16 protein-coding genes are annotated in these 21,032 nt (G+C 69.9%); 3 read left to right on the forward strand and 13 right to left on the reverse strand.

Going from position 1 to position 21,032, the window contains the following annotated elements:
* Positions 1-28: 28 nt before the first annotated feature.
* On the reverse strand, positions 29-625 hold the full coding sequence (locus ACIBO2_RS06780) for a TIGR03086 family metal-binding protein (RefSeq protein ID WP_358538089.1): 597 nt from the start codon (positions 623-625) through the stop codon (positions 29-31).
* A complete protein-coding gene (locus ACIBO2_RS06785) occupies positions 619-1,554 on the reverse strand; it encodes an SDR family NAD(P)-dependent oxidoreductase (RefSeq protein ID WP_358538091.1) in 936 nt (311 codons plus the stop codon). Before ACIBO2_RS06785 ends, ACIBO2_RS06780 begins: the two co-directional genes overlap by 7 nt.
* Before the next feature lie 70 nt (positions 1,555-1,624).
* On the opposite strand from ACIBO2_RS06785, the gene ACIBO2_RS06790 reads away from it, so the two are divergent.
* Positions 1,625-2,695, forward strand: coding sequence for a LysR family transcriptional regulator (locus ACIBO2_RS06790; protein ID WP_397295763.1), 1,071 nt, complete (start codon positions 1,625-1,627; stop codon positions 2,693-2,695).
* 90 nt (positions 2,696-2,785) lie between these two features.
* Complete coding sequence (gene dapD / locus ACIBO2_RS06795) at positions 2,786-3,748, forward strand: 2,3,4,5-tetrahydropyridine-2,6-dicarboxylate N-succinyltransferase (RefSeq protein ID WP_358438795.1); 963 nt, start codon at positions 2,786-2,788, stop codon at positions 3,746-3,748.
* 553 nt (positions 3,749-4,301) lie between these two features.
* On the opposite strand, the gene pyk is transcribed toward dapD, so the two are convergent.
* The 5 genes from pyk to gltB form a co-directional block, all read right to left on the reverse strand.
* Complete coding sequence (gene pyk, locus ACIBO2_RS06800) at positions 4,302-5,729, reverse strand: pyruvate kinase (RefSeq protein WP_225291721.1); 1,428 nt, start codon at positions 5,727-5,729, stop codon at positions 4,302-4,304.
* A 35-nt stretch (positions 5,730-5,764) separates the two neighbouring features.
* The gene (locus ACIBO2_RS06805) at positions 5,765-6,115 is read right to left on the reverse strand and encodes a DUF2784 domain-containing protein (protein WP_358538094.1); all 351 of its coding nucleotides are present in this window, start codon (positions 6,113-6,115) and stop codon (positions 5,765-5,767) included.
* 136 nt (positions 6,116-6,251) lie between these two features.
* Positions 6,252-7,886, reverse strand: a complete 1,635-nt coding sequence (locus ACIBO2_RS06810; RefSeq protein WP_358538097.1) for a S8 family serine peptidase — start codon at positions 7,884-7,886, stop codon at positions 6,252-6,254.
* A gap of 453 nt (positions 7,887-8,339) precedes the next feature.
* Positions 8,340-9,818, reverse strand: a complete 1,479-nt coding sequence (locus ACIBO2_RS06815; protein ID WP_358538100.1) for a glutamate synthase subunit beta — start codon at positions 9,816-9,818, stop codon at positions 8,340-8,342.
* 14 nt (positions 9,819-9,832) lie between these two features.
* Complete coding sequence (gene gltB / locus ACIBO2_RS06820; RefSeq protein ID WP_397295766.1) at positions 9,833-14,341, reverse strand: glutamate synthase large subunit; 4,509 nt, start codon at positions 14,339-14,341, stop codon at positions 9,833-9,835.
* A gap of 211 nt (positions 14,342-14,552) precedes the next feature.
* Here gltB and ACIBO2_RS06825 point away from each other — a divergent pair, with 211 nt between their 5' ends.
* Positions 14,553-16,088 carry a bis-aminopropyl spermidine synthase family protein gene (locus tag ACIBO2_RS06825; RefSeq protein ID WP_358538105.1) on the forward strand — a complete coding sequence of 512 codons (1,536 nt, stop codon included), beginning with the start codon at positions 14,553-14,555 and terminating at the stop codon, positions 16,086-16,088.
* A 118-nt stretch (positions 16,089-16,206) separates the two neighbouring features.
* Here the strand turns inward: ACIBO2_RS06825 and ACIBO2_RS06830 are convergent, their stop codons facing one another.
* Genes ACIBO2_RS06830 through ACIBO2_RS06855 form a run of 6 tightly spaced genes read right to left on the reverse strand, consistent with a single transcriptional unit; the run spans position 16,207 to position 20,782 of the window.
* On the reverse strand, positions 16,207-16,803 hold the full coding sequence (locus tag ACIBO2_RS06830; RefSeq protein WP_358538107.1) for a hypothetical protein: 597 nt from the start codon (positions 16,801-16,803) through the stop codon (positions 16,207-16,209).
* On the reverse strand, positions 16,800-17,615 hold the full coding sequence (locus ACIBO2_RS06835) for a hypothetical protein (protein ID WP_358538109.1): 816 nt from the start codon (positions 17,613-17,615) through the stop codon (positions 16,800-16,802). The genes ACIBO2_RS06830 and ACIBO2_RS06835 overlap by 4 nt, the downstream gene beginning before the upstream one ends.
* The gene (locus ACIBO2_RS06840; RefSeq protein ID WP_358538111.1) at positions 17,615-18,319 is read right to left on the reverse strand and encodes a VIT1/CCC1 transporter family protein; all 705 of its coding nucleotides are present in this window, start codon (positions 18,317-18,319) and stop codon (positions 17,615-17,617) included. The genes ACIBO2_RS06835 and ACIBO2_RS06840 overlap by 1 nt, the downstream gene beginning before the upstream one ends.
* Positions 18,316-19,521 carry a prolipoprotein diacylglyceryl transferase gene (gene lgt, locus ACIBO2_RS06845; RefSeq protein ID WP_397295769.1) on the reverse strand — a complete coding sequence of 402 codons (1,206 nt, stop codon included), beginning with the start codon at positions 19,519-19,521 and terminating at the stop codon, positions 18,316-18,318. The genes ACIBO2_RS06840 and lgt overlap by 4 nt, the downstream gene beginning before the upstream one ends.
* Before the next feature lie 26 nt (positions 19,522-19,547).
* Complete coding sequence (locus ACIBO2_RS06850) at positions 19,548-20,300, reverse strand: thioredoxin domain-containing protein (RefSeq protein ID WP_358538115.1); 753 nt, start codon at positions 20,298-20,300, stop codon at positions 19,548-19,550.
* On the reverse strand, positions 20,297-20,782 hold the full coding sequence (locus ACIBO2_RS06855) for a MauE/DoxX family redox-associated membrane protein (RefSeq protein ID WP_358538117.1): 486 nt from the start codon (positions 20,780-20,782) through the stop codon (positions 20,297-20,299). Before ACIBO2_RS06855 ends, ACIBO2_RS06850 begins: the two co-directional genes overlap by 4 nt.
* Positions 20,783-21,032: the final 250 nt, after the last annotated feature.

Below are 21,032 nucleotides of genomic sequence, written 5' to 3' on the forward strand. Positions count from 1 at the left end.
CGCCCGCCGACCAGCCCGGCCTACCGCTTCAGCTCGCCGACCAGCCCGGCGAGCGGCCGAGTAGCGCCACCACCCGGTCCAGAGCCGGGGCGTCGTCCGCCGCCGGCACCCCCGCCACGAACGCCCTGCCCTCCCCACGCGTCTCCGGTGTGTCGGGCACCTTGGCGGCCACCGGCAGCGCGGCCTCGGCCAGATCCTCCTCCACGTTCGCGGGAACGCCCAGCGCCTTGGCGAAATCCCAGTCGTGGACCACGCAGTCGACGAAGTGGAACCCGATCGCCATCCGCGCGGGGAAGGGACCTCCGTCGCGGATCTCCGGCAGATAGAACCCCCGATCAAGTACGCCGTCCGCGGCGAAGGCGTCCATCACCGCCCGCGCCGACGCCGCGTACTCCTCCACTGGATCGTCACCCACCGGACTCGGCTCCCACCTGTCCAGATCGGACCGCGCACCGGAGGCGGCGAAGGCGAAGCCATGGTTCTGCACGATCTGGTGGGCGAGCAGGTCGCGCACCGCCCAGCCGGCGCACGGTGTCGGCCGGTCCAGGTCGCCCGGCTTGATGGTCGCCACCAGGTCGACGGTCGCCTGCACAGACCGGCGGTTGAGCTCAATGATGTCTACCAAGGCACTGTCCCGTCATCGTCGAAGAATCCGCCCGTCGGCCCGTCGGGGCCGAGGGTGGCCAATCTGACGATAACGGCCGCTCCGTCGGCCGCTGTGCGGGTGATGGGCAACCCGAGGTCCTTGGTGAAGTCCGTGGCACAGGCTCCGGGCGCTGCGGCGTTGACCAGGATGCCGTCCTCACGCAGCTCCTTGGCGTACTGGACCGTCAGCGCGTTGAGCGCCGTCTTGGACGGCGGATACACCGCCGACGCCGGAAGTCCTGACAGGTGGTGATCCGGGTTCGTGTGATGGCCCAGGGAGCCCACCCCGCTGGAGACGTTCACGATGCGGGCGGCGGGCGCGCGCCTGAGCAGGGGCAGGAACGCGTTCGTCACCATGAGCACGCCGACGACGTTCGTCTCGAACACCTGTCGCACCAGCTCGGGCCGGGTGGTGCTGGGTGCCTCGCCTGCGTGGTGGCCGGAGATGCCGGCGTTGTTCACGAGTACGTCCAGACGGCCGTAGCGGTCTGACAGGTGGGCGGCGGCCGCCTGAATGGTGACGGGGTCGGTGACGTCTAGGACGATCGGATGGATGTCGACGCCAGCGGCTCTGTACGTTCCGCCGGGACTGGCACTGTACGTTCCGCCGGACCGGGGTCTGTACGTTCCGCCGGATCCTGGCCCGTTCGCTCCCCCGGAAGCTGGCCCGTCCATGGTGGCGGAGTCCGACTCGTCCATAGTGGCGAAGCCAGGCCGGTCCATGGTGGCGGAGTCAGGCGCGGCCGCGTCTGTGGCGCTCGCGCGTAGCCTGGCGGCTGCCGCCTCACCTCTGCGTGCGTCGCGGGCGGCGAGCAGCACCGTCATGCCCCTGGCGGCCAGCTGCGCGGCGACCTCGAAACCTATGCCCTTGTTCGCCCCGGTCACCAGGGCGATCGTCGATGTGGTCATTCCCCGAGCACACCACCGGCGATCGTGAACGGGCCAACACCAGCTGGGTCAGGATCGATACCCTGCGGGTATGGAGACGCGTGAGCTGGCCTACTTCGCCGCCGTCGCCGAGGAGCTGCACTTCGGCCGGGCGGCCGCGCGACTGGGAATCGCGCAGCCGCCGCTGTCGAGGGCGATCCAGAAGCTCGAACGACGGCTCGGGGTGACCCTCTTCGACCGCTCGGGCCGCCGGGTGGCGCTCACTCCGGCGGGCGAGGTACTGGCCAGGGAGGCCGCCAAGGCCCTGGACGCGGTGGCGGCGGCCGAACACCGTACGCGCAGGGCGGGGCGGACCGAGCCGCGGCTCGTGGTGGCCCTGAAGCCGGGCGGCGACGGCGCGCTGCTCCCGGACATCCTGGCCGCCTACCAGTCGCGCCCGGACGCCCTGCCGGTGGAGGTGCTGCTGTGCGGGGTGGCGGAGCGGACCCGGCTGTTGCGTGACGGTACGGCGGACGTGGCGTTCCTGCACCACCCTCGGGAGGACATGACGGGGTTCGACACGGAGCCGCTGCTGGTGGAGGGCAGTGTGGCCGTCGTACCTGCCCGGCACCCGCTGGCCGGACGGCCGTTCGTCCACCTCGCCGACCTGGACGCCGACCCGACCTCGCGCTGGCCTGATCCCCGCACCCCCGATCCTGGCGCCTCCGAGCCGCACGTCTCTGGGCCGCACGTCTCCGGGCCGCACCTCCCCGGGCCGCACGTCTCCGGGCCGCACGTCTCCGGGCCGCAGGTTTCTGGACGGCAGGTCGCGTCCAAGCCGCTGGGCGGGTCCGAGCCACATGTCGCGGCCGGGCTGCGGGCGGGCGATGCCGCTCAGATCATGCAGTTAATCGCCCTCGGCAGGCTGATCGCCGTCGTCCCCGAATCGGCCAAGGAGCAGGTACGGCGCGACCTGGTCTGCATACCGGTCGTGGACGCCGCCCCCACCACGGTCGTCCTGGCCTGGCCCGAGCAGACTCGCTCCCCCGCCCTTGCCGCCTTCGTCCGCACCGCCGCAGACATCGTCGCGAACACCGCGCCTGCGGGTGTCGCGGCTGGAGACGTGGCACGCTGGCTCGCGGCTGAGCCAGGCGACCAGGTGATCGACCATGGGCTCGCGTGACCTGTGGAATGCGGTCCGGTGGACCGGCGAGGTGATGACACGGACGACTCCCAGCTCTGGGGTCGGAGCGGAAGACGATAGTTTGTGCCAGTGACAGCTATCGATCCCACCGTGACCGGCGCTTACGCCATCGGGCTCGCGACCATCGCCGCCGACGGCACCGTACTTGACACCTGGTTCCCCGCTCCGCAGCTGGGCGACCCGCCCGTTACGGGCACCGAGCGGCTCTCCGCCGAGGAGGCCGGCGAGCTGGCCTCGCTGGTGGGTCCCGACCCGGCCAGGGGCGTCGAGGTGGTGGCCGTGCGCACCGGCATCGCCAAGCTCTCCGAGCCGCCGGCGGACACCCACGACGCCTACCTCAGGCTGCACCTGCTCTCCAGCCGCCTGGTCCAGCCGCATGGACTGAGTCTCGACAACCTGTTCTCCTTGCTGGCGAACGTCGTGTGGACCAACTTCGGGCCGTGTCCGGTGGAGGGGTTCGAGCAGACCCGGCTGCGGTTGCGGGCCCGGGGGGCGGTGTCGGTGTATGGGGTGGACAAGTTCCCGCGGATGGTCGACTACGTGCTGCCGGCGGGTGTCCGGATCGCCGACGCCGACCGGGTACGCCTCGGCGCGCACCTGGCCACCGGCACCACGGTGATGCACGAGGGCTTCGTGAACTTCAACGCGGGCACGCTGGGCGCCTCGATGGTCGAGGGCCGCGTCTCGGCGGGCGTGATCGTCGGCGACGGCTCCGATGTGGGCGGCGGCTCCTCGATCATGGGTACGCTCTCGGGCGGCGGCAAGGAGGTCATCTCCATCGGCGAACGCTGCCTGCTGGGCGCGAACGCCGGCATCGGCATCTCGCTGGGCGACGACTGCGTGGTGGAGGCGGGCCTCTACGTGACGGCCGGCACCAAGGTCGCCCTCCCGGACGGCCGCGTCGTCAAGGCCAAGTCACTGTCCGGTACGAACGGCCTCCTGTTCCGCCGCAACTCCCAAACCGGCGCCGTGGAAGCCGCCCCCCGCGCGGGCGGCCCTGTCGAGCTCAACGCCTCGCTCCACGCCAACTGACCCTCCGAGATCCACAAGCCCAAGATCTGTTACGGCCGGCCCGGTGGGCGCCACCCGCCACACGGGGCCGGCGCCCGTCCAGGGACACGCTCCTGGGGTGGAGCCGGCTGAGCGCCGTGACGTGCGCATGGTGGGCCGTGGCTTCCGTGTGGCCGGACCGAGGCCGCGGTCCTGTCCACCACACAGCCAGGAGATCCCGTCCAGGCCCTCCGGCAGGCAGACCTAGGCGCCATAACGAAGACGCCAACAGACCTGGCCGTCATGGTGCGCAGGGCCACAGACCTGGGCATTATCGCGGGCACGCCCGCCCTTGGCAGCGTGGCGGACATGCCCACCGTGGCGGGCACACACCCTTGGCTGCGCTCCGCCCACCAACCGTGACCCACCACCCACCTGCGCCGCACTGCCCACGGAGACGGTCAAGAACGCGCACGTCACGGCGGCGAGCCGGGGAAGCGGAGGAGCGTTCCCCTGGAGGGCCGTCAGCGGGCCGTCCAGGGTGGGTCCTCCCGTGCTTGCCGTAAAAAAATCCTAAAGAAGGTTTTGCCGGAAATTAGCTGTGGGAGACCGCGGAGCCGATGGTGTGGACGCGGAGGGCGTTGGTGGAGCCCGGGGTGCCGGGAGGCGAGCCGGCCACGATGACCACCTTGTCGCCCTTCTCCAGGCGGCCCAGCGTCAGCAGTGACGCCTCCACCTGGCGCACCATGTCGTCCGTGTGGTGGACGAACGGCACGTGGAACGTCTCCACGCCCCACGTCAGCGACAGCTGCCCCCGCACGTGCGGGGCCGAGGTGAAGGCCAGCAGCGGGATCGGCGAGCGGTAGCGGGCCAGGCGGCGGGCCGTCTCGCCCGACATGGTGAACGCGATCAGCGCCTTCGCGCCGACGATCGCGCCGACCTCGGCGGCGGCGCGGGCGATGGCGCCGCCCGTCGTCTCCGGCAGGCGCTCCAGGGAGTGGGTGGCGTGCAGCGAGTGCTCCTCCGCGGCGCGCGCGATGCGGTCCATGGTGGAGACCGACTCGATGGGATAGTTGCCCACCGAGGTCTCGCCCGAGAGCATGACCGCGTCGGCGCCGTCCATGACCGCGTAGGCGACGTCGGACGCCTCGGCGCGGGTGGGGCGGGGCGCGCTCATCATCGAGTCGAGCATCTGGGTGGCGACGATGACCGGGCGGGCCTTCTCGCGGCAGAGCTCGATGATGCGCCGCTGAACGATCGGCACCTGCTCCAGGGGCAGCTCGACGCCGAGGTCACCACGGGCGACCATGATGCCGTCGAACGCCTCGACGATCTCGGGCAGGCGGTCGACCGCCTGCGGCTTCTCGATCTTGGCGAGCAGCGGGAGGCGGACGGCCTCCTGCTCCATGATGTTGCGCACCACGTCGGCGTCGGACGGGCGGCGGACGAAGGACAGGGCGATCATGTCGAAGCCGGTGCGCAGCGCCCAGCGCAGGTCGGCCTCGTCCTTGTCGGTGAGCGCGGGCGCGCTGACGTTGATGCCCGGCAGGTTGAGGCCCTTGTTGTCGGAGATCATGCCGCCGATGACGACGCGCGTGATGACGCGGTCGCCCTCGACGCTGGTCGCCTCCAGGACGAGGCGGCCGTCGTCGACCAGGATGGTGTCACCGGGGCGTACGTCGCCCGGCAGGCCCTTGTAGGTGGTGGAGACCTGCTCCCGGTCGCCCGGCACGTCCTCGGTGGTGATCGTGAAGACGTCGCCGAAGCCGAGCCGGACCGGGCCTTCCTCGAACCTGCCGACGCGGATCTTGGGGCCCTGCAGGTCGGCGAGCACGCCTACACCGCGGCCGAGGTCGGCCGCCACCTCTCTGACCCGGTCGTATACCTCACGGTGCATGTCATGGTCACCATGGCTGAGGTTGAACCTGGCCACGTCCATGCCGGCGGCGATCAGCTCGCGCAGGCGTTCAGGAGAGGACGTGGCGGGACCTAGAGTGCAGACTATTTTCGCGCGACGAGTCACGAGTCCTACCTTAATTGGTACAGACCACTTGGCTGTCATTGACGACGCAGAACGTACCCGGCGTAGGAGAACAACACGAGAATGGCGACCCCCAGACGGGCCAAGTTCGCGTATTCCTCGGGGTAGATCACGCCTTCGATGTAGTGGTCGATGAAGCCGGTGGGCGGGAGGCCCTGGAGTCCGGCGTTGCGGCGCCCCCAATCCTCCACCACCGTGAGCGGGCATTCGACGCCGGTGGCCAGCGAGATCAGGCCCCAGGTCGTGACCGCGAGATGGACCCAGATCGTGCGCCGCCAGCGCCATGCGACATACCCGCCCACGGCCATGTAGGCCAGGAAGGCGAAGTGCATCACCATCGCGGTGTCCGCGATGAGGCGATACATCATGCTCTGACGGTAGCGCCATTCCAGGACATCATGGTCTGGCGCCGCCGCTCATGCGTGATGGTCGCGGCCTTCCAGGGCGTGATGGTCGCGGCCTTCCAGGGCGTCATGGCCTGACGACTCGGGGCCTTCCGGGAGATCATCGTGCGATGGTCGCGGCCTTCCAGGCGTCGACGATGCCGCGGCCGTAGAAGCCGTTCTTGGACCTGCCGCCCTCGCAGGTCTGCTTGTCGCTCTCGTAGCTGTACGTCCGGGGCGACGGGCACGCCTTGCGATCGGCGGTCTTGTACAGGAGCTCCTCGACGGTGGCGGGAGACAGCGCCACCCCGCCCTTGCCGGGCTTGCCGAAGCGGCTGATCAGGATCGCGGCGACGCCGGTCGCGTGCGGGGCCGCCATCGAGGTGCCGTCCAGATACTGGTAGTAGGAGCAAGGGCTGCTGCTGCAGTCACGGACGACCGCGGAGGTCTTCGGCTTGCCCGACTTGTCCAGCAGGCCGGTACGACGGAGCACAGCCTCGGGGGCGGCCGCCAGGATCGACCTGGTGGTCGAGGCGCCCTTGCCCTCCGTCACGTCGCCGCCGGGCGCGGCCAGGTCGGCCTGCTCGATCCCGTAGTCGCTGTAGCCGGCCTTGCGGCCGGAGGGGCCCACCGAGGCGACCGAGATGACGCCCTTGGATTCGGCGGGCACGTTGATGCAGGAGTTGTCGACCTTGCGGGTCTTCTCGCTGCCGCGCGGGTAGCCGGGACTGGACGTGTCGACCTTGGGCTTGCCGAGGTCGCTGGAGCCGTTGCCGAGCGCGGAGATGAGCGTGACGCCCTTCTTGCGCGCGTAGTCGAGCGCCCGCTGCATACCGGTGATGATCGCGCGCTGCTGCAGCTGCTGCTTCTTGCTGTCGGCCTTGTTGTGGGCACAGTTGAACAGCCACGGGTCGACGTAGTAGCTCATGTTCACCACGTCCACGCCGATGTCGGCGGCGTAGGTGAGCGCGTCGAGGCTGGGCTTGAGGAAGAAGAACCCGGAGTCCTGCCCCGCCCTGATGTTGACGAGCTGCACGCCCGGCGCCACGCCCGCGATGCCGATGTGGTTCAGCGGCGAGCCGATCGTGCTGGCCACGTGGGTGCCGTGGCCCTCGTCGTCCTGGTCGACCGGGTCCTTGCAGCTCGACACCTCACAGGGGCCGTCGAGCGTGTCGCCGTTCTCGTCGTTCGGCTTGTCGGTGACGAAATTGCGGCTGAGGGCGCGGTTGAAGTTCGGGGCGATGTCGGGGTGCTTGCCGTCGATGCCGGTGTCGATGACGCCGACGAGCACCTTCTTGCTGCCGGGCACCTTCTTGTTGGCGCGGTCGGCGCCGATCATCCTCATGTCCCACTGACGGGGGGCGAGGGGCTCGCCCGCCCTGGTCGTGAGGGCCGACGCGTCAGGGAATGCCCGCGCCTCCAGCGCGGCCGTCGTGCCTTGGGCGAGAGGTGTGAGCCCGGCCGCGAAGCCGATTTCGCGGTCGGTCGTGACGCCGACGACGGCCTGGTCCGCGCCGAGGGTGTCGACGAACGCGTCACCGCCGCCCTTGGCCACGACGTAGCCGAGCTTGGTGTCGGTGCTGACGAGGCGGCCACCGGCGCGCTCGACGGCGGAGAGCGCCGCTCCTGCCCGGCCGTCGGCATAGAAGACGAGGTACTCCTGGTCCGGCCCCGCTTTGGGCGCCGCAGGGGTCGCGCAGGCCGCCAGCGAACCGGCCACAGCCAAGGCCATCAGGCCGGCGGCGAATCGCCTCATACTTCCCCCATCCACGGCGTCACACCAGAAACTGCATCTTCCCGACCCCAGTCTCTCGATGCAACTTTGTCGTAAAATTTCGGACTCTAGAGGGCAAAACGGGATCAGATTGCCGGCCCTGGTCAGGCGAAAGGGCAGCCCTGGCCAAGAGTACGCACGTCACGGCGGCCAGCCGGGGAACCGGAGGAGCGTGCCCCTGGACAGAGCCCAGCCCCGTACAGAGGGTGGGGCCGGCCACTGCCGGCCGTAAAGAAAAAACAAAACGCCCGCCCGGGGGACCGGGCGGGCGTTTCGAAACAGCAAGACCGTCAGACGAGTGAACCGTCAGACACACAGACGGTCAGCGCGTCTGACGAGCAGACGCGTCGCTGGCCTCAGACGAGCGGACACGTCGCAGGCGCCAAGCCAGCGAACACATCACGGACGTCAGACCAGCGAACACGTCGCAGACCGTCAGACCAGCGGACGTGCGGTGGGCAGGATCGGGTACGGCAGCGAGGTGTCGCCGGACAGGAACCGGTCCACGCCCGAGGCGGCCGCGCGGCCCTCGGCGATCGCCCAGACGATGAGCGACTGCCCGCGACCCATGTCGCCCGCCACGAAGACCCCGTCGACCTTGGACATGTACGACTTGTCGCGGGAGACGTTCCCACGCGCGTCGTAGAACCCGTCTCCACCGACATCAGCGAGGTCCTGAAGCAGGGCGCCCTTCTCCGGGCCGAGGAAGCCCATCGAGAGCGTGACCAGCTCGGCCGGGATCTCCCGCTCCGTGCCGGGGATCGCCTTGAAGCCATGCTGCGGGCCCTCGACCTCGACCAGCCGCAACGCGCGGATGTTTCCGGCGTCGTCGCCGACGAACTCCGTCGTCGAGACCGCGTACACCCGCTCGCCCCCGCCCTCCGCGAGCTCCTCGTGCGCGCTCTCCATCTTGAACAGGATGGGGAACGTCGGCCACGGCTGGCTGCCGGGCCGGGTGGCGGGTGGCTGCGGCATGATCTCCAGCTGGGTGACCGACTTGGCCCCCTGCCTGATCGCCGTGCCGATGCAGTCGGCCCCGGTGTCGCCGCCGCCGATGACCACGACGTGCTTGTCCTTGGCCGAGATGGGGGGCTCACTGAGGTCGCCCTCCTGCACCTTGTTCGACAGGGGCAGGTATTCCATCGCCTGGTGGACACCACCGAGCTCACGCCCGGTCACCGGCAGGTCGCGCCACAGGGTGGCACCGCCCGCCAGCACCACCGCGTCGAACTCCGCGCGCAGCTGGGCCGCCGTGACGTCGACACCGACGTTCACGCCGGTGCGGAACTCGGTGCCCTCGGCCCGCATCTGGTCCAGACGCCGCTCGATGTGGCGCTTTTCCATCTTGAACTCGGGGATGCCGTAACGCAGCAGGCCGCCGATACGGTCCGCGCGCTCGAACACCACCACATCGTGGCCCGCCCGGGTGAGCTGCTGGGCCGCGGCCAGCCCGGCGGGACCCGAGCCGACGACCGCGACCTTCTTGCCCGTCTTCACCGGCGAGGGCTGCGGGGTCACCCAGCCCTCGGCGAACGCGCGGTCGATGATCTCGACCTCGACCCGCTTGATCGCCACCGGGTCGGAGTTGATGCCGAGCACGCACGCCGCCTCGCACGGAGCCGGGCAGAGCCTGCCGGTGAACTCCGGGAAGTTGTTCGTGGCGTGCAGCCGCTCGATCGCCTCCCGCCAGTCGGTGCGGTGGACCAGGTCGTTCCACTCGGGGATGAGGTTGCCGAGCGGGCAGCCGTTGTGGCAGAACGGGATGCCGCAGTCCATGCAGCGTGATGCCTGCTTGGTCAGCTTGTCCTGGGAGAAGTCCTGGTAGACCTCCCGCCAGTCGCCGATGCGGACGTCGATGGGGCGGCGCGCGGGCAGCTCCCGGTCGTGCGTGAGAAAACCCTTGGGGTCAGCCATCGGTTACGCCTCCCTTAACCCTTGACCGCGGCGGCCATGACCGCCTCGTCGATGTCCCTGCCTTCGATGCGGGCCGCCTCGGCCGCCTCCATGACCCGCTTGTAGTCGGTCGGCATGATCTTGCCGAACCGGGCGAGCGCCGCGTGCCAGTCGGCCAGCAGCTCCTTGGCGACCGGGGAGCCGGTCTCCGCGAAGTGCTTCTCGACCGTCTCGCGCAGGAACTCGCCGTCCTCCTCGGTGAGCTCCTCGATGGCGACCATCTCGCGGTTGACCCGCCCGAGGTTGAGGTCGAGCAGGTAGGCGACGCCGCCGGACATGCCGGCCGCGAAGTTGCGCCCGGTCGGGCCGAGGACGACCGCCTTGCCGCCGGTCATGTACTCGCAGCCGTGGTCGCCGACGCCTTCGACGACCGCGGTGGCGCCGGAGTTGCGGACGCAGAAGCGCTCGCCGACGACGCCGCGGATGAACGCCTCCCCGGACGTGGCGCCATAGAGGGCGACGTTGCCGGAGATGATGTGACCGTCGAGCGGTGCCTCCTCGTGCGGCCGCAGCGTGATGCGCCCGCCCGACAGGCCCTTGCCCAGGTAGTCGTTGGCGTCACCGGTCAGCCGCAGCGTGATGCCGCGCGGCAGGAACGCGCCGAAGGAGTTGCCCGCCGAGCCGGTGAAACTGATGTCGATCGTGTTCTCTGGCAGGCCGGCGCCACCGTAACGCTTGGTGACCTGGTAGCCGAGCATGGTGCCGACGGTCCTGTTCACGTTGCGGATCGGCAGCTCCAGCGTGACCGGGGTGCCGTTGTTCAGGGCGCCTTCGGCCAGCTGGATCAGTGTGTTGTCGAGCGCGTGCTGCAGCCCGTGGTCCTGCTCGACCGTGCGGCGCAGCGGGGTCCCCGCGGGCAGCTCCGGCTGGTGCAGGATCGGCGACAGGTCGAGGCCGTTGGCCTTCCAGTGGTTCTGGGCGGCCGTCATGTCGAGCAGCTCGACGTGCCCGATCGCCTCTTCGAGCGAGCGGAAGCCCAGCTCGGCGAGGTATTCGCGGATCTCCTCGGCGATGAACTCGAAGAAGTTCACCACGAACTCGGGCTTGCCGGTGAAGCGCTTGCGCAGCTCGGGGTTCTGCGTGGCCACGCCCACCGGGCAGGTGTCGAGGTGGCAGACCCGCATCATCACGCAGCCGGACACGACCAGCGGAGCGGTGGCGAAGCCGTACTCCTCCGCGCCGAGCAGCGCGGCGATGACCACGTCGCGGCCGGTCTTGAGCTGGCCGTCCACCTGCACCACGATGCGGTCGCGCAGCCCGTTGAGCAGCAGCGTCTGCTGCGTCTCGGCCAGGCCGAGCTCCCACGGCGCGCCCGCGTGCTTGAGCGAGGTGAGCGGTGAGGCGCCGGTGCCGCCGTCGTGCCCGGAGATGAGCACCACGTCGGCGTGCGCCTTGGACACGCCCGCCGCGACCGTGCCGACCCCGACCTCGGCCACGAGCTTGACGTGCACGCGCGACTCGGGGTTGGAGTTCTTCAGGTCGTGGATGAGCTGGGCGAGGTCCTCGATCGAGTAGATGTCGTGGTGCGGCGGCGGCGAGATGAGGCCGACGCCGGGCGTGGAGTGCCGGGTCTTGGCGATCCACGGGTAGACCTTGTGGCCGGGCAGCTGGCCGCCCTCACCGGGCTTGGCGCCCTGGGCCATCTTGATCTGCAGGTCCGCCGCGTTGACCAGGTATTCGCTCGTCACGCCGAACCGGCCCGACGCCACCTGCTTGATGGCGCTGCGCCGCGTCGCGTCGTACAGGCGCTCCGGGTCCTCGCCGCCCTCGCCGGTGTTGGACTTGCCGCCCAGCTGGTTCATCGCGATGGCGAGCGTCTCGTGCGCCTCCATCGAGATCGAGCCGTACGACATCGCGCCGGTGGAGAACCGCTTGACGATCTCGGAGACCGGCTCCACCTCGTCGATCGAGATCGGGGTCCGGCCCGCCTTCAGCTTGAACAGCCCGCGCAGCGTCATGAGCCGCTCGGCCTGGGAGTCCACCATGCCGGTGTACTCCTTGAAGATCTCGTAGCGGCGCGTGCGGGTGGCATGCTGCAGCTTGAAGACCGTCTCGGGGTTGAACAGGTGCGGCTCGCCCTCGCGCCGCCACTGGTACTCGCCGCCGATCTGGAGCCCGCGGTGCGCGTTCGCGACCCTCGGGTAGGCGTGCGCGTGCCTGCGGGCGGCCTCTTCGGCCAGCACGTCGAAGCCGACGCCGCCGAGCCGCGAGGTGGTGCCGGTGAAGCAAGCGTCGATGACCTCCTGGCTCAGGCCGAGCGCCTCGAAGATCTGCGCGCCGGTGTAGGAGGCGACGGTGGAGACGCCCATCTTCGACATCACCTTGATGACGCCCTTGCCGTAGGCCTTGATCAGGTTCCGTACGGCCTTGTGCTTGTCGATCTGGAGCGCACCGGTGTCGACCAGGTCCTCGACGGTCTCGATGGCCAGGTACGGGTTGACCGCGCCCGCGCCGTAGCCGATGAGCAGCGCCATGTGGTGGCACTCCCGCGCCTCACCGGTCTCGACGACGAGGCCGATCTTGGTGCGGGTCTTCTCCTGGATCAGGTGGTGGTGGACCGCCCCGGTCAGCAGGAGCGCCGGGATCGGCGCCAGCGTGTCGGACGAGCCGCGGTCCGACAGCACGATGATGCGCGCGCCGTTGGCGATCGCCTGCGACGCCTCGGCGCGGATCTCCTCCAGGCGGTGCAGCAGCGCCGCGCCACCGCCCGACACCTCGTAGAGGCCGGAGATCACGTGCGGGTGGAAGCCGGGCAGGTCGTGCTCGTCGTTGATGTGGATGATCTTGGCGATCTCGTCGTTGTCGATCACCGGGTACGGCAGGACCAGCTGGCGGCACGACGAGGGCCCGGGGTCGAGCAGGTTGCCCTCCGGTCCGAGCACGCTGGCCAGCGAGGTCACCAGCTCCTCGCGGATGGCGTCCAGCGGCGGGTTCGTGACCTGCGCGAACAGCTGGGTGAAGTAGTCGAACAGCAGCCTGGGCTTCTCGCTGAGCACCGCGACAGGCGTGTCGGTGCCCATGGAGCCGATCGGCTCGGCACCGTTCTTGGCCATCGGCGACAGGATGATCCGCAGCTCTTCCCCGGTGTAACCGAAGGTCTGCTGCCGCTTGACGAGCGCCTCGTGCGTGGGGATCTCCCGCTGCCGGGCCGGCAGCTCCTCGAAGCGGACCAGTCCGGCGTGCAGCCAGTCCTCGTACGGCAGCGCGGCCGCGAGCTCGGCCTTGATCTCGTCGTCCTCGATGATCTTGCCGCGGGCGGTGTCGATGAGGAACATCCGGCCGGGCTGCAGGCGGCCCTTGCGCACCACGTCTTCGGGCTTGAAGTCGAGCACGCCCGCCTCGGAGGCCAGCACGACCAGCCCGTCGGCGGTCACCCAGAACCGGCCCGGGCGCAGGCCGTTGCGGTCGAGCACGGCTCCGGCCAGCGTGCCGTCGGTGAAGGTGATCGACGCGGGGCCGTCCCACGCCTCCATCATCGAGGAGTGGAACTCGTAGAAGGCCCGCCGCGCGGGGTCCATCTCGGTGTGGTTCTCCCACGCCTCGGGGATCATCATCAGGACGGCGTGGGGCAGGCTCCGACCGCCGATGTGGAGCAGCTCCAGAGCCTCGTCGAAGGATGCGGTGTCGCTGCCATCTGGATCGCAGATCGGGAAAAGTCGCGACATGTCGCCCGGGATCTGGGCGGATTCGAGCATCGCCTCGCGGGCCCGCATCCAGTTGCGGTTGCCCTTGACCGTGTTGATCTCGCCGTTGTGGGCGATGTAACGGTAGGGGTGGGCCAGCGGCCAGCTCGGGAAGGTGTTGGTGGAGAAGCGCGAGTGCACCAGCGCGATCGCGCTCTCGTAGCGCTCGTCCGACAGGTCGGGGAAGAACGGCTCGACCTGGTCGGGGGTGAGCATGCCCTTGTACACGATCGTACGGGCGCTCAGCGAGGGGAAGTAGACATCCACCTCGTGCTCGGCCCGCTTGCGCAGGCAGAACGCCAGCCGGTCCAGCTCCAGCCCCGACTCTCCGTTGGGGCTGGCCACGAACAGCTGCGTGAAGTGCGGCATGACGGCTCTGGCGCTCGGTCCGGGCAGCGCCCGGTCGACCGGCACCTCGCGCCAGCCCAGGACGTTCAGGCCTTCCTCGGCGGCGATCTCCTCGATCATGCGGAAGGCGATGTCGCGCGCCTCACCGTCGAACGGCAGGAAGGCCATGCCGACGGCGTAGTGGCCGGGCTCGGGCAGCGCGAAACTCACGTTCGTACGGAAGAAAGTGTCCGGGATCTGGGTGAGGATCCCGGCTCCGTCGCCTGTGTCAGGCTCGCTACCCTTGGCCCCCCGGTGATCGAGATTGCACAGCGCCGTCAGCGCCTTCACCACGATCCCGTGCCCGCGGCGCCCGGCGACGTCGGCCACCATGGCGACTCCGCAGGCATCATGCTCGTTGGCGGGGTGGTAGAGGCCCTGGGGCTCGGGGAACCCGAGGTGGGCAGCAGGCATTGAATCCCTCCCGTCGTCATCGTCTGTCAAGAACTGCTCTACAGGCGGGGACGACGTTGGCCCTGCTGCGTGTGCGTAGAGGTTACAACACCCTGCCGGAATAGTTCCCGCCTGGTCCACATCGCGAACATTGGCGACAATCCCGACATACGAGCTGCTATGTCCCAAACACCGGACTGGAGGCCCGGAATTCCCTCGATAGGGTTGGACCATGGACCGTGACGGGGTGGAACGCCTGCTCGACGAGGCCGGAGTCGACGGCAGAAGGCTCAGGCACGCCCTGACCCTCCTCTGCGACGGCCAGTGGTGGACCCTGTCCGACCTGGTCAGGGAGGCGGCAACGGCCCGCCGGACGATCGAGGCGCTGCTGCGCGAGGTCCCGCTGGAGCACTCCGGCGACAGGTTCCGGGTGCCTCTCACGCATTCGCCCGATTTCCAGGACCTGCTGGCCGTGGCCCCGCCCCCGGCCGACCCGGTCGCCTATCTGCTCCCCCACTACACACATGTGCTCGACCGCCTGCGCCGCCTCATCGACGAGGCGCCGCGCTCCCGCCACGCGCTGGACCACGTGGCCGCCACCCCCGACACCGTGCTGCGCAGAGCGCTGCTGCTCGGCGCCCGGTTCTGGCTGCGGGGCGCGAAGCTGCTGTTCGTGGGCGACCACGACCTCACCTCGCTGGCCGTCAAACTGGTCCACCCCGAGGCCGAGGTCACGGTGGTCGACGTGGACGAGCGCATTCTGGCCTATCTGGACGCCCAGGATCTCGGCGTACGGACCCGGTGGGCCGATCTGCGGCTGTCGCTGCCGCCGTCGGCCCGTGACCACGACCTGGCCGTCACCGACCCGCCGTACACACCGGAGGGCGTCGGGCTGTTCGTGGCGCGCGCGATCGAGGGGCTCAAGGACGATGGGCGGGTGCTGCTGGCGTACGGGGCGAGCGAGCGTACTCCGATGCTCGCCCTGAAGGTGCAGAACTCCCTCTCCGCCCTCAACCTCGCATATGACGCTATTTACCCAGATTTCAACAGATATTTCGGGGCGGAAGCCATCGGCTCCGCCGCCGACCTCTACGTCCTGCGGCCCACCACCAAGACCCGTCCCGCCGTCACCGCCCGCCTCGACCGCCTGACCACCGCCATCTACACCCAGGGCCCCCAGTCGATCGAGTCCACCGGCTCCTCGGCGGCCGACAGCTCCTCGGCGGCCGACGCTGACCTGCTGGTGGGTGAGTGGCCGAAGGAGCTGTCGCAGCCCCGGGTGAAACTGTCCACATGGCTGGCCAAGCCCTACGCCGCCGCCGTGGAGCGGGTGGCGATCGCACTGCCCGCCGGCCTGGAGGCCGCGCTCCCGCGCCTCCTGCTGGCCACGCGAGCCGCCCACGTGCGGGTCCTGCTGTCCGCGCCGGCCCCTCTCCCGGACGTCCTTGGGTCCGTCTACGAGCTGACGTCCGACGGCGGCGTCCTGGACGCCGTACGACTCCCGCAGCCGATCGGCGACGAGGCCGGGGTGCTGCGGCGGATCCTCGACAACGGGCACGGCAAACTGGCCAACACCTGGCGCGAGGGGCTCATCGCGGTGGCCCGCTCACAGGGCAGCACCCTCACCAAGAACGACGCCCGCGCCCTCATCCGGCAGGCGGCGCCCTGGGCCGAGGCCGTCACCCCGCTGGAGACGCCCCTCCACCGCCTCGCCGACCTCCCCACCACGGTCTCCGCCACGGTCACGGCCTTGTCCAAAACCACCTGACCACGGCCGCGGACGCCGGCCCCACCGACGCTGGAGCCCGTGAACGCCGGGCCTACGTGCGCTGGGCCCGCGAGCGCATGAGGCCATCGGCCCCGTCGATGCCGGGCCCATGGGCGCGTCAGGTCGCGTCGACCACGCGCTTCTGGATGATGTGCCCGAGCCCGTCGAGGGCCACGAGCTGCGACACCAGGTCCCCCGTTTCCCCTGGCCGCACCGGCCCCACCCACGCGACGGTGACGTAATGGCCGAGCGCCCTGGCCTGCGCGCGGCTGCGTACGGCGTCGAAGGGGACCATCTGCCGGACGAACCCGTCCTTGGCCAGCGCCTTCACCAGCGCGTCGGCCGCCCGCCCGTCGGTGAGGTTGAAGATGACGAACTGCCCCGCCCCCAAGTCGCCCGTGTACGTGGCCCGCAGCGCCTGCGTGCAGCCCGCCGCCGAGACGCCCCAAAGGGCGTCGTCGCAGTCCGCGAGCTGCTCGGCCGAGACGCGACGCAACCCGCCGAGCGTCGCCGTGGCGGGGGCGAACACCTCGTCCACGGTCAGCGGAGCCGCGTCGCGCTGCCGGGAGTCGATGAGGGAGTAGAGCGCCGAGGTCGGCTCGCCCCGGAAGGCGGACGGCCGGGCCTCGGGCCGAAGGAACAACAGCCAGCCCGCGACGGCGAGCACCGCCACCAGGGCGATGCCCAGCGGGATCATGACGCGGGCGCGCATCATGACGCCGGCCCGGTGACCGAGACGACCCGGCGGTAGACGGACTTCTCGGCCCCTCGGAGCGTCAGCGAGAGCGAGACGAAGTCGTCCTTGGGCGTCGGGGCGGCGCCGTCGGCCCGGCCGATCCAGACCAGCCCGACGTAGTGGCCCAAGGCGTAGCCCCCTCCCTCGGTGTGAGCTCCCGGCGGGAAGGCGGTCTTGCCGGAGCCGACCGGGCTCGTCCAGCCGCCCCGGTAGAGCGTCTTGAGCGATTCGACCAGCTCACTGGCGGCCTTGCCGTCGCGCAGGTTGAGCAGGGTGTACTGGCCCACGTAGCGGCCGTCCGGGGTGGTGTAGACACCACGGGCCGCCTGGCTGCACTCGGCGCCGGCGACCAGGTCGAGGAGTTCGGGGCCCCAGACGGCGGCCGAGCAGTCGGTGTCGAGCTTGCTGCCGGCCAGCTTGAGAGTGAGTTTCTTCTCACCGGTGAGCGTCTTCTGCCCGAAGACCTCCTTCTCGGTGAGCGGCGTACGGTCCTTGGCCCGGTCGGCGATCGGATCGAACAGCTTGGGCGAGGCCCAGCTGTGGTAGGTCTCCGGCAGCGCCGCGTCGGCCTGCACGATGGCGGCGCCGCGGCGCTGTTCGGGGGTGTACTGGCCCAGCGAGTTGACGAAGGCGACCAGGGCGAACGCCGCGGCCAGCACCCCCACCGCCGACACGATGATCACCAGGAGCTTCTGCTTCTTGGGGTCCATCCCCAGGTCGGTGAGCAGGGGGAACTGCCAGTCGGAGCGCGCGGGGCGCCGCCGCTTGCGGGTCGCCGTTCTGGAGGCCATCACAGCCCACCCGCCCCGATCAGGTTGCCCAGCCCGAATGTGAGCCCGGCCGCCACCACGCCGACGATCAGCTGCCGCAGCCCGGAGTACAGCCAGGAACGCGCGGTCACCGTGGAGACCAGCGCCCCCGCCCCGAACAGCGCCAGGCACGAGATGACCGCCGACACCCACAGGCTCGTCACGCCGATCAGGTACGGCAGGAGCGGCAGGAGCGCGCCCACGCTGAAGGACAGGAACGACGAGCCCGCGGCCACCTTGGGCGAGGGCAGGTCGTGCAGGTCGACGCCGAGCTCGCTCTGGGTGTGGACCTCCAGGGCCTCGGCGGGGTTCTCGGAGATCTGCCTGGCCACCTCGGCGGCCAGGTCCGGCGCCACGCCTCTGGCGATGAATACCTGGGCGAGCTCTTCCTGCTCGGCCTCGGGGTGGCGTTCGAGCTCACGGCGCTCGACGGCGATCTCGGCCAGGGCCAGCTCGCGCTGGCTGGCCACCGAGACGTATTCGCCACCGGCCATCGAGAAGGCACCCGCCGCCAGGCCCGCGATGCCCGCCAGGGCGATGACCTTGGTGTCGCCGGTGCCGCCCGCGACACCGGCGATGAGCGCGAAGTTGGACACCAGGCCGTCCATCGCGCCGAACACCGACGGCCGCAGCCAGCCGCCGGTGACGTCACGGTGCTGGTGGTGCTGCTCCGCGCCCCCGCTCATCTGGAGTTCTTCTCCTGCTGAACGACCTCGGGGGTCTCTCCCTGCTTCGCGGTCGCGTCGCCCTCGCTGGCGTCGCCCTCGCTGGCGTCGCCCTCGCTGGCGGACTCCTCAGGTACGGACTCCTCGCGTACCGACTCCTCGCGTACGGGCTCCTCCTTCGGCGCGACGTCCTCAGCGACCGCCGCGGGGTCCGGAGCATCCGCACGTACGACCTCAGGATCCGGGGTGTCATCCGGCGCCTTGTCCGCTTCCCCGGCCTCTGAAGCGGCCTCTGAAGCGGCCTCTGAATCAGCAGCGGCGTCGCCCGCCGAGTCGGCCTGGTCGACCCCGTGAGCCGGATCCGGGCCGCTCGCAGCGGCCGCCCGCACGTCGGCCGGGAGGATGAACTCCTCGCTGTCCTTGTTGCGGGTCAGCCAGAAGTAGGCCAGCGCCCCGATGAACACCACGATCGACGTCCACTGGTTCAGCCGAAGTCCCAGGAGCGTCACCGCGTGGTCCACCCCGCCGACGGGGTCGATCCGCAGCCCCTCGATCCAGAACCGCCCCAGCGTGTAGCCGGCGACATAGAGGGCGAACAGCCGCCCATGGTGCAGCGCGAACCGCTTGCCCGCCCAGAGCAGGGCGAAGCCCAGCAGGACATCCCAGATCGACTCGTACAGGAACGTCGGGTGGTAGAGCACCCCCGGCTCGCCCCCGTGCAGCTGGTCGATCTCCAGCCCCCACGGCAGCGTGGTCGGCCCGCCGTACAGCTCCTGGTTGAACCAGTTGCCCCAGCGGCCGATCGCCTGAGCGAAGATGATGCCGGGCGCCACCGTGTCGGCCACCGCGCTGAGGGACAGGCCGCGCCTCCGGCAGGCCAGCCAGACGCCGACGCCGCCGAGCGCGACCGCGCCCCAGATGCCCAGCCCGCCTTCCCAGATGAACAGGGCCTGGTAGGGCTTCTTGATCGCGCGGTCGCCGAAGTAGGTCTGCCAGTCGGTGATGACGTGGTAGAGGCGTCCGCCGATGAGGCCGAAGATCACCGCGGGGACGGAGATGTCGATGATCGTGCCCGCCTGGCCGCCGCGGGCGCGCCAGCGGCGCTCGCTCAGCCAGACGGCGAAGATGACGCCGAGCACGATGCACAGGGCATAGGCCCGGATCGGCACGAATCCGAGATACCAGACCCCTTGAGAAGGGCTGGGAATCGAGGCAAGGGGCATGTCAGGTGAGGGTAGCGGAAGCGGGACTACTTGGCCGCCTTCGTGACCGCATCGCGAAGATCCTTTGGCGCGAAGACGACCTTGTTGTCCAGGGCCGTACCGTTGAGCTTGACGGTCGGCGTGCCGCCCAGCTTCTGCTCCTTCATGACCTTGGCGCTGTAGTCGAGCTGGGCCTGCACGTTCTTCTGGCCGGTGATGCAGGTGTCGATGCCCGCCCCCGTGGCCCCGGCCTGCTTGGCCCAGTCCACCATCTGGTCGGTCTTGAAGCCCTCGACCGTCTCACTGGGCTGGTTCTTGTAGAGCAGGTCGTGGAAGGCGATCCATTGCTTGCCGTCGCTCAGGCAGCGGGCGGCGGCACCGGCCCGCAGGGAGTTGGACTTCGTCGGATCGGTACTGAAGATCGTGATGGGGTGGTAGACGACCTTGGCCTTGCCCTCGGCCGCGAGGTTCCTGAACGTGCTGCCGCTCACCTCTTCCATCTGCTTGCAGGCGGGACACTGGAAGTCCTCGAAGATGTCGACGACGGGCTTGGTGACACCGCTCTGGGCCATGGTGACCGAACCGTCGGGGTTCACCGTGGTCGGCGGAAGCTGGCCGCCGGCCTGCTCCGCCTGCGAGGTGCTGGCGGCGTACCAGACGCCGAGCCCGACCGCCGCCACCGCGACCACGCTCACGGTCACGTAGGTGACGGCTTTTCTGCGCCGCTCCCGCACGCGGTCGGCGGCCTGCTGCGCCTTGATCTTCTCCCGCGCGGACTTCGCACGGTCCCCCTTGCTCATTGGTCGATCCCCTCTTGTTCATCGTGTACGCGCTCGCCGCCCGCCAACCCGAGCGCCGAGTCGAGCGCGAAACGTCCCGGTGGGAAGCGCACGATCCAGGCGCCGAGCACCACGAGACCGAAGTCGCGCAGAATGTCGAGCAGGTAGGCCGGCTGCTCCCCCGCCCCGAGCTGTCCGCCGCCCCCGAAGCAGCCGCAGTCGATCCGCAGGCCGTGCGCCCACGCCCAGGCGATGCCGAAGACGAAGGCGAACATGAGCAGCCCACCGATCACCCCGGCCACCCTGGTCAGCAGCCCGACGACCAGCAGCACCCCGACCACGATCTCCAGGATCGGCAGGCCGTAGCCCACGGTCGTGGCGAGCGAGTCGGGCAGCAGCTCGTAAGCCTTGACCGCCACGACGGAGTCGGACGGGTTGCCGATCTTCAGCCACCCGGCCACGATCAGCACCCCGCCCAGGACCAGCCGGGCAACGGTCGTCACCCAGAGTACCGCCGTCCGAGCGTTAAGTGACTGTTTCGACGCGACCACGGATAGGGCTCCTCTTTCTCTGCGCTGGAAAGCGCACAGTATCGGGAACCCATCTGACCACGCCCGGGATAAGACTCGGTTAAGAGGGTTTTCCCGCGCACGGGCCGTACGCGCTGCTCACGGCGTCGCGGCGAGCGACCACGACTCACCGCCCGCCAACCGCGAACGAACCCGACCGACCGCTAACGGCAAAAGCCGCAGA

This window comes from Nonomuraea sp. NPDC050022 (assembly GCF_044460705.1).
Taxonomy (GTDB): Bacteria; Actinomycetota; Actinomycetes; order Streptosporangiales; family Streptosporangiaceae; genus Nonomuraea.

What these genes read in the sequence shown, in the direction of transcription:
- ACIBO2_RS06785 (WP_358538091.1), bottom strand. Translation starts at nt 1,554, where the DNA reads ATGACCACATCGACGATCGCCCTGGTGACCGGGGCGAACAAGGGCATA.
- ACIBO2_RS06790 (WP_397295763.1), top strand. Translation starts at nt 1,625, where the DNA reads ATGGAGACGCGTGAGCTGGCCTACTTCGCCGCCGTCGCCGAGGAGCTG.
- ACIBO2_RS06805 (WP_358538094.1), bottom strand. Translation starts at nt 6,115, where the DNA reads ATGATGTATCGCCTCATCGCGGACACCGCGATGGTGATGCACTTCGCC.
- ACIBO2_RS06810 (WP_358538097.1), bottom strand. Translation starts at nt 7,886, where the DNA reads ATGAGGCGATTCGCCGCCGGCCTGATGGCCTTGGCTGTGGCCGGTTCG.
- ACIBO2_RS06815 (WP_358538100.1), bottom strand. Translation starts at nt 9,818, where the DNA reads ATGGCTGACCCCAAGGGTTTTCTCACGCACGACCGGGAGCTGCCCGCG.
- gltB (WP_397295766.1), bottom strand. Translation starts at nt 14,341, where the DNA reads ATGCCTGCTGCCCACCTCGGGTTCCCCGAGCCCCAGGGCCTCTACCAC.
- ACIBO2_RS06825 (WP_358538105.1), top strand. Translation starts at nt 14,553, where the DNA reads ATGGACCGTGACGGGGTGGAACGCCTGCTCGACGAGGCCGGAGTCGAC.
- ACIBO2_RS06830 (WP_358538107.1), bottom strand. Translation starts at nt 16,803, where the DNA reads ATGATGCGCGCCCGCGTCATGATCCCGCTGGGCATCGCCCTGGTGGCG.
- ACIBO2_RS06835 (WP_358538109.1), bottom strand. Translation starts at nt 17,615, where the DNA reads ATGGCCTCCAGAACGGCGACCCGCAAGCGGCGGCGCCCCGCGCGCTCC.
- ACIBO2_RS06840 (WP_358538111.1), bottom strand. Translation starts at nt 18,319, where the DNA reads ATGAGCGGGGGCGCGGAGCAGCACCACCAGCACCGTGACGTCACCGGC.
- lgt (WP_397295769.1), bottom strand. Translation starts at nt 19,521, where the DNA reads ATGCCCCTTGCCTCGATTCCCAGCCCTTCTCAAGGGGTCTGGTATCTC.
- ACIBO2_RS06850 (WP_358538115.1), bottom strand. Translation starts at nt 20,300, where the DNA reads ATGAGCAAGGGGGACCGTGCGAAGTCCGCGCGGGAGAAGATCAAGGCG.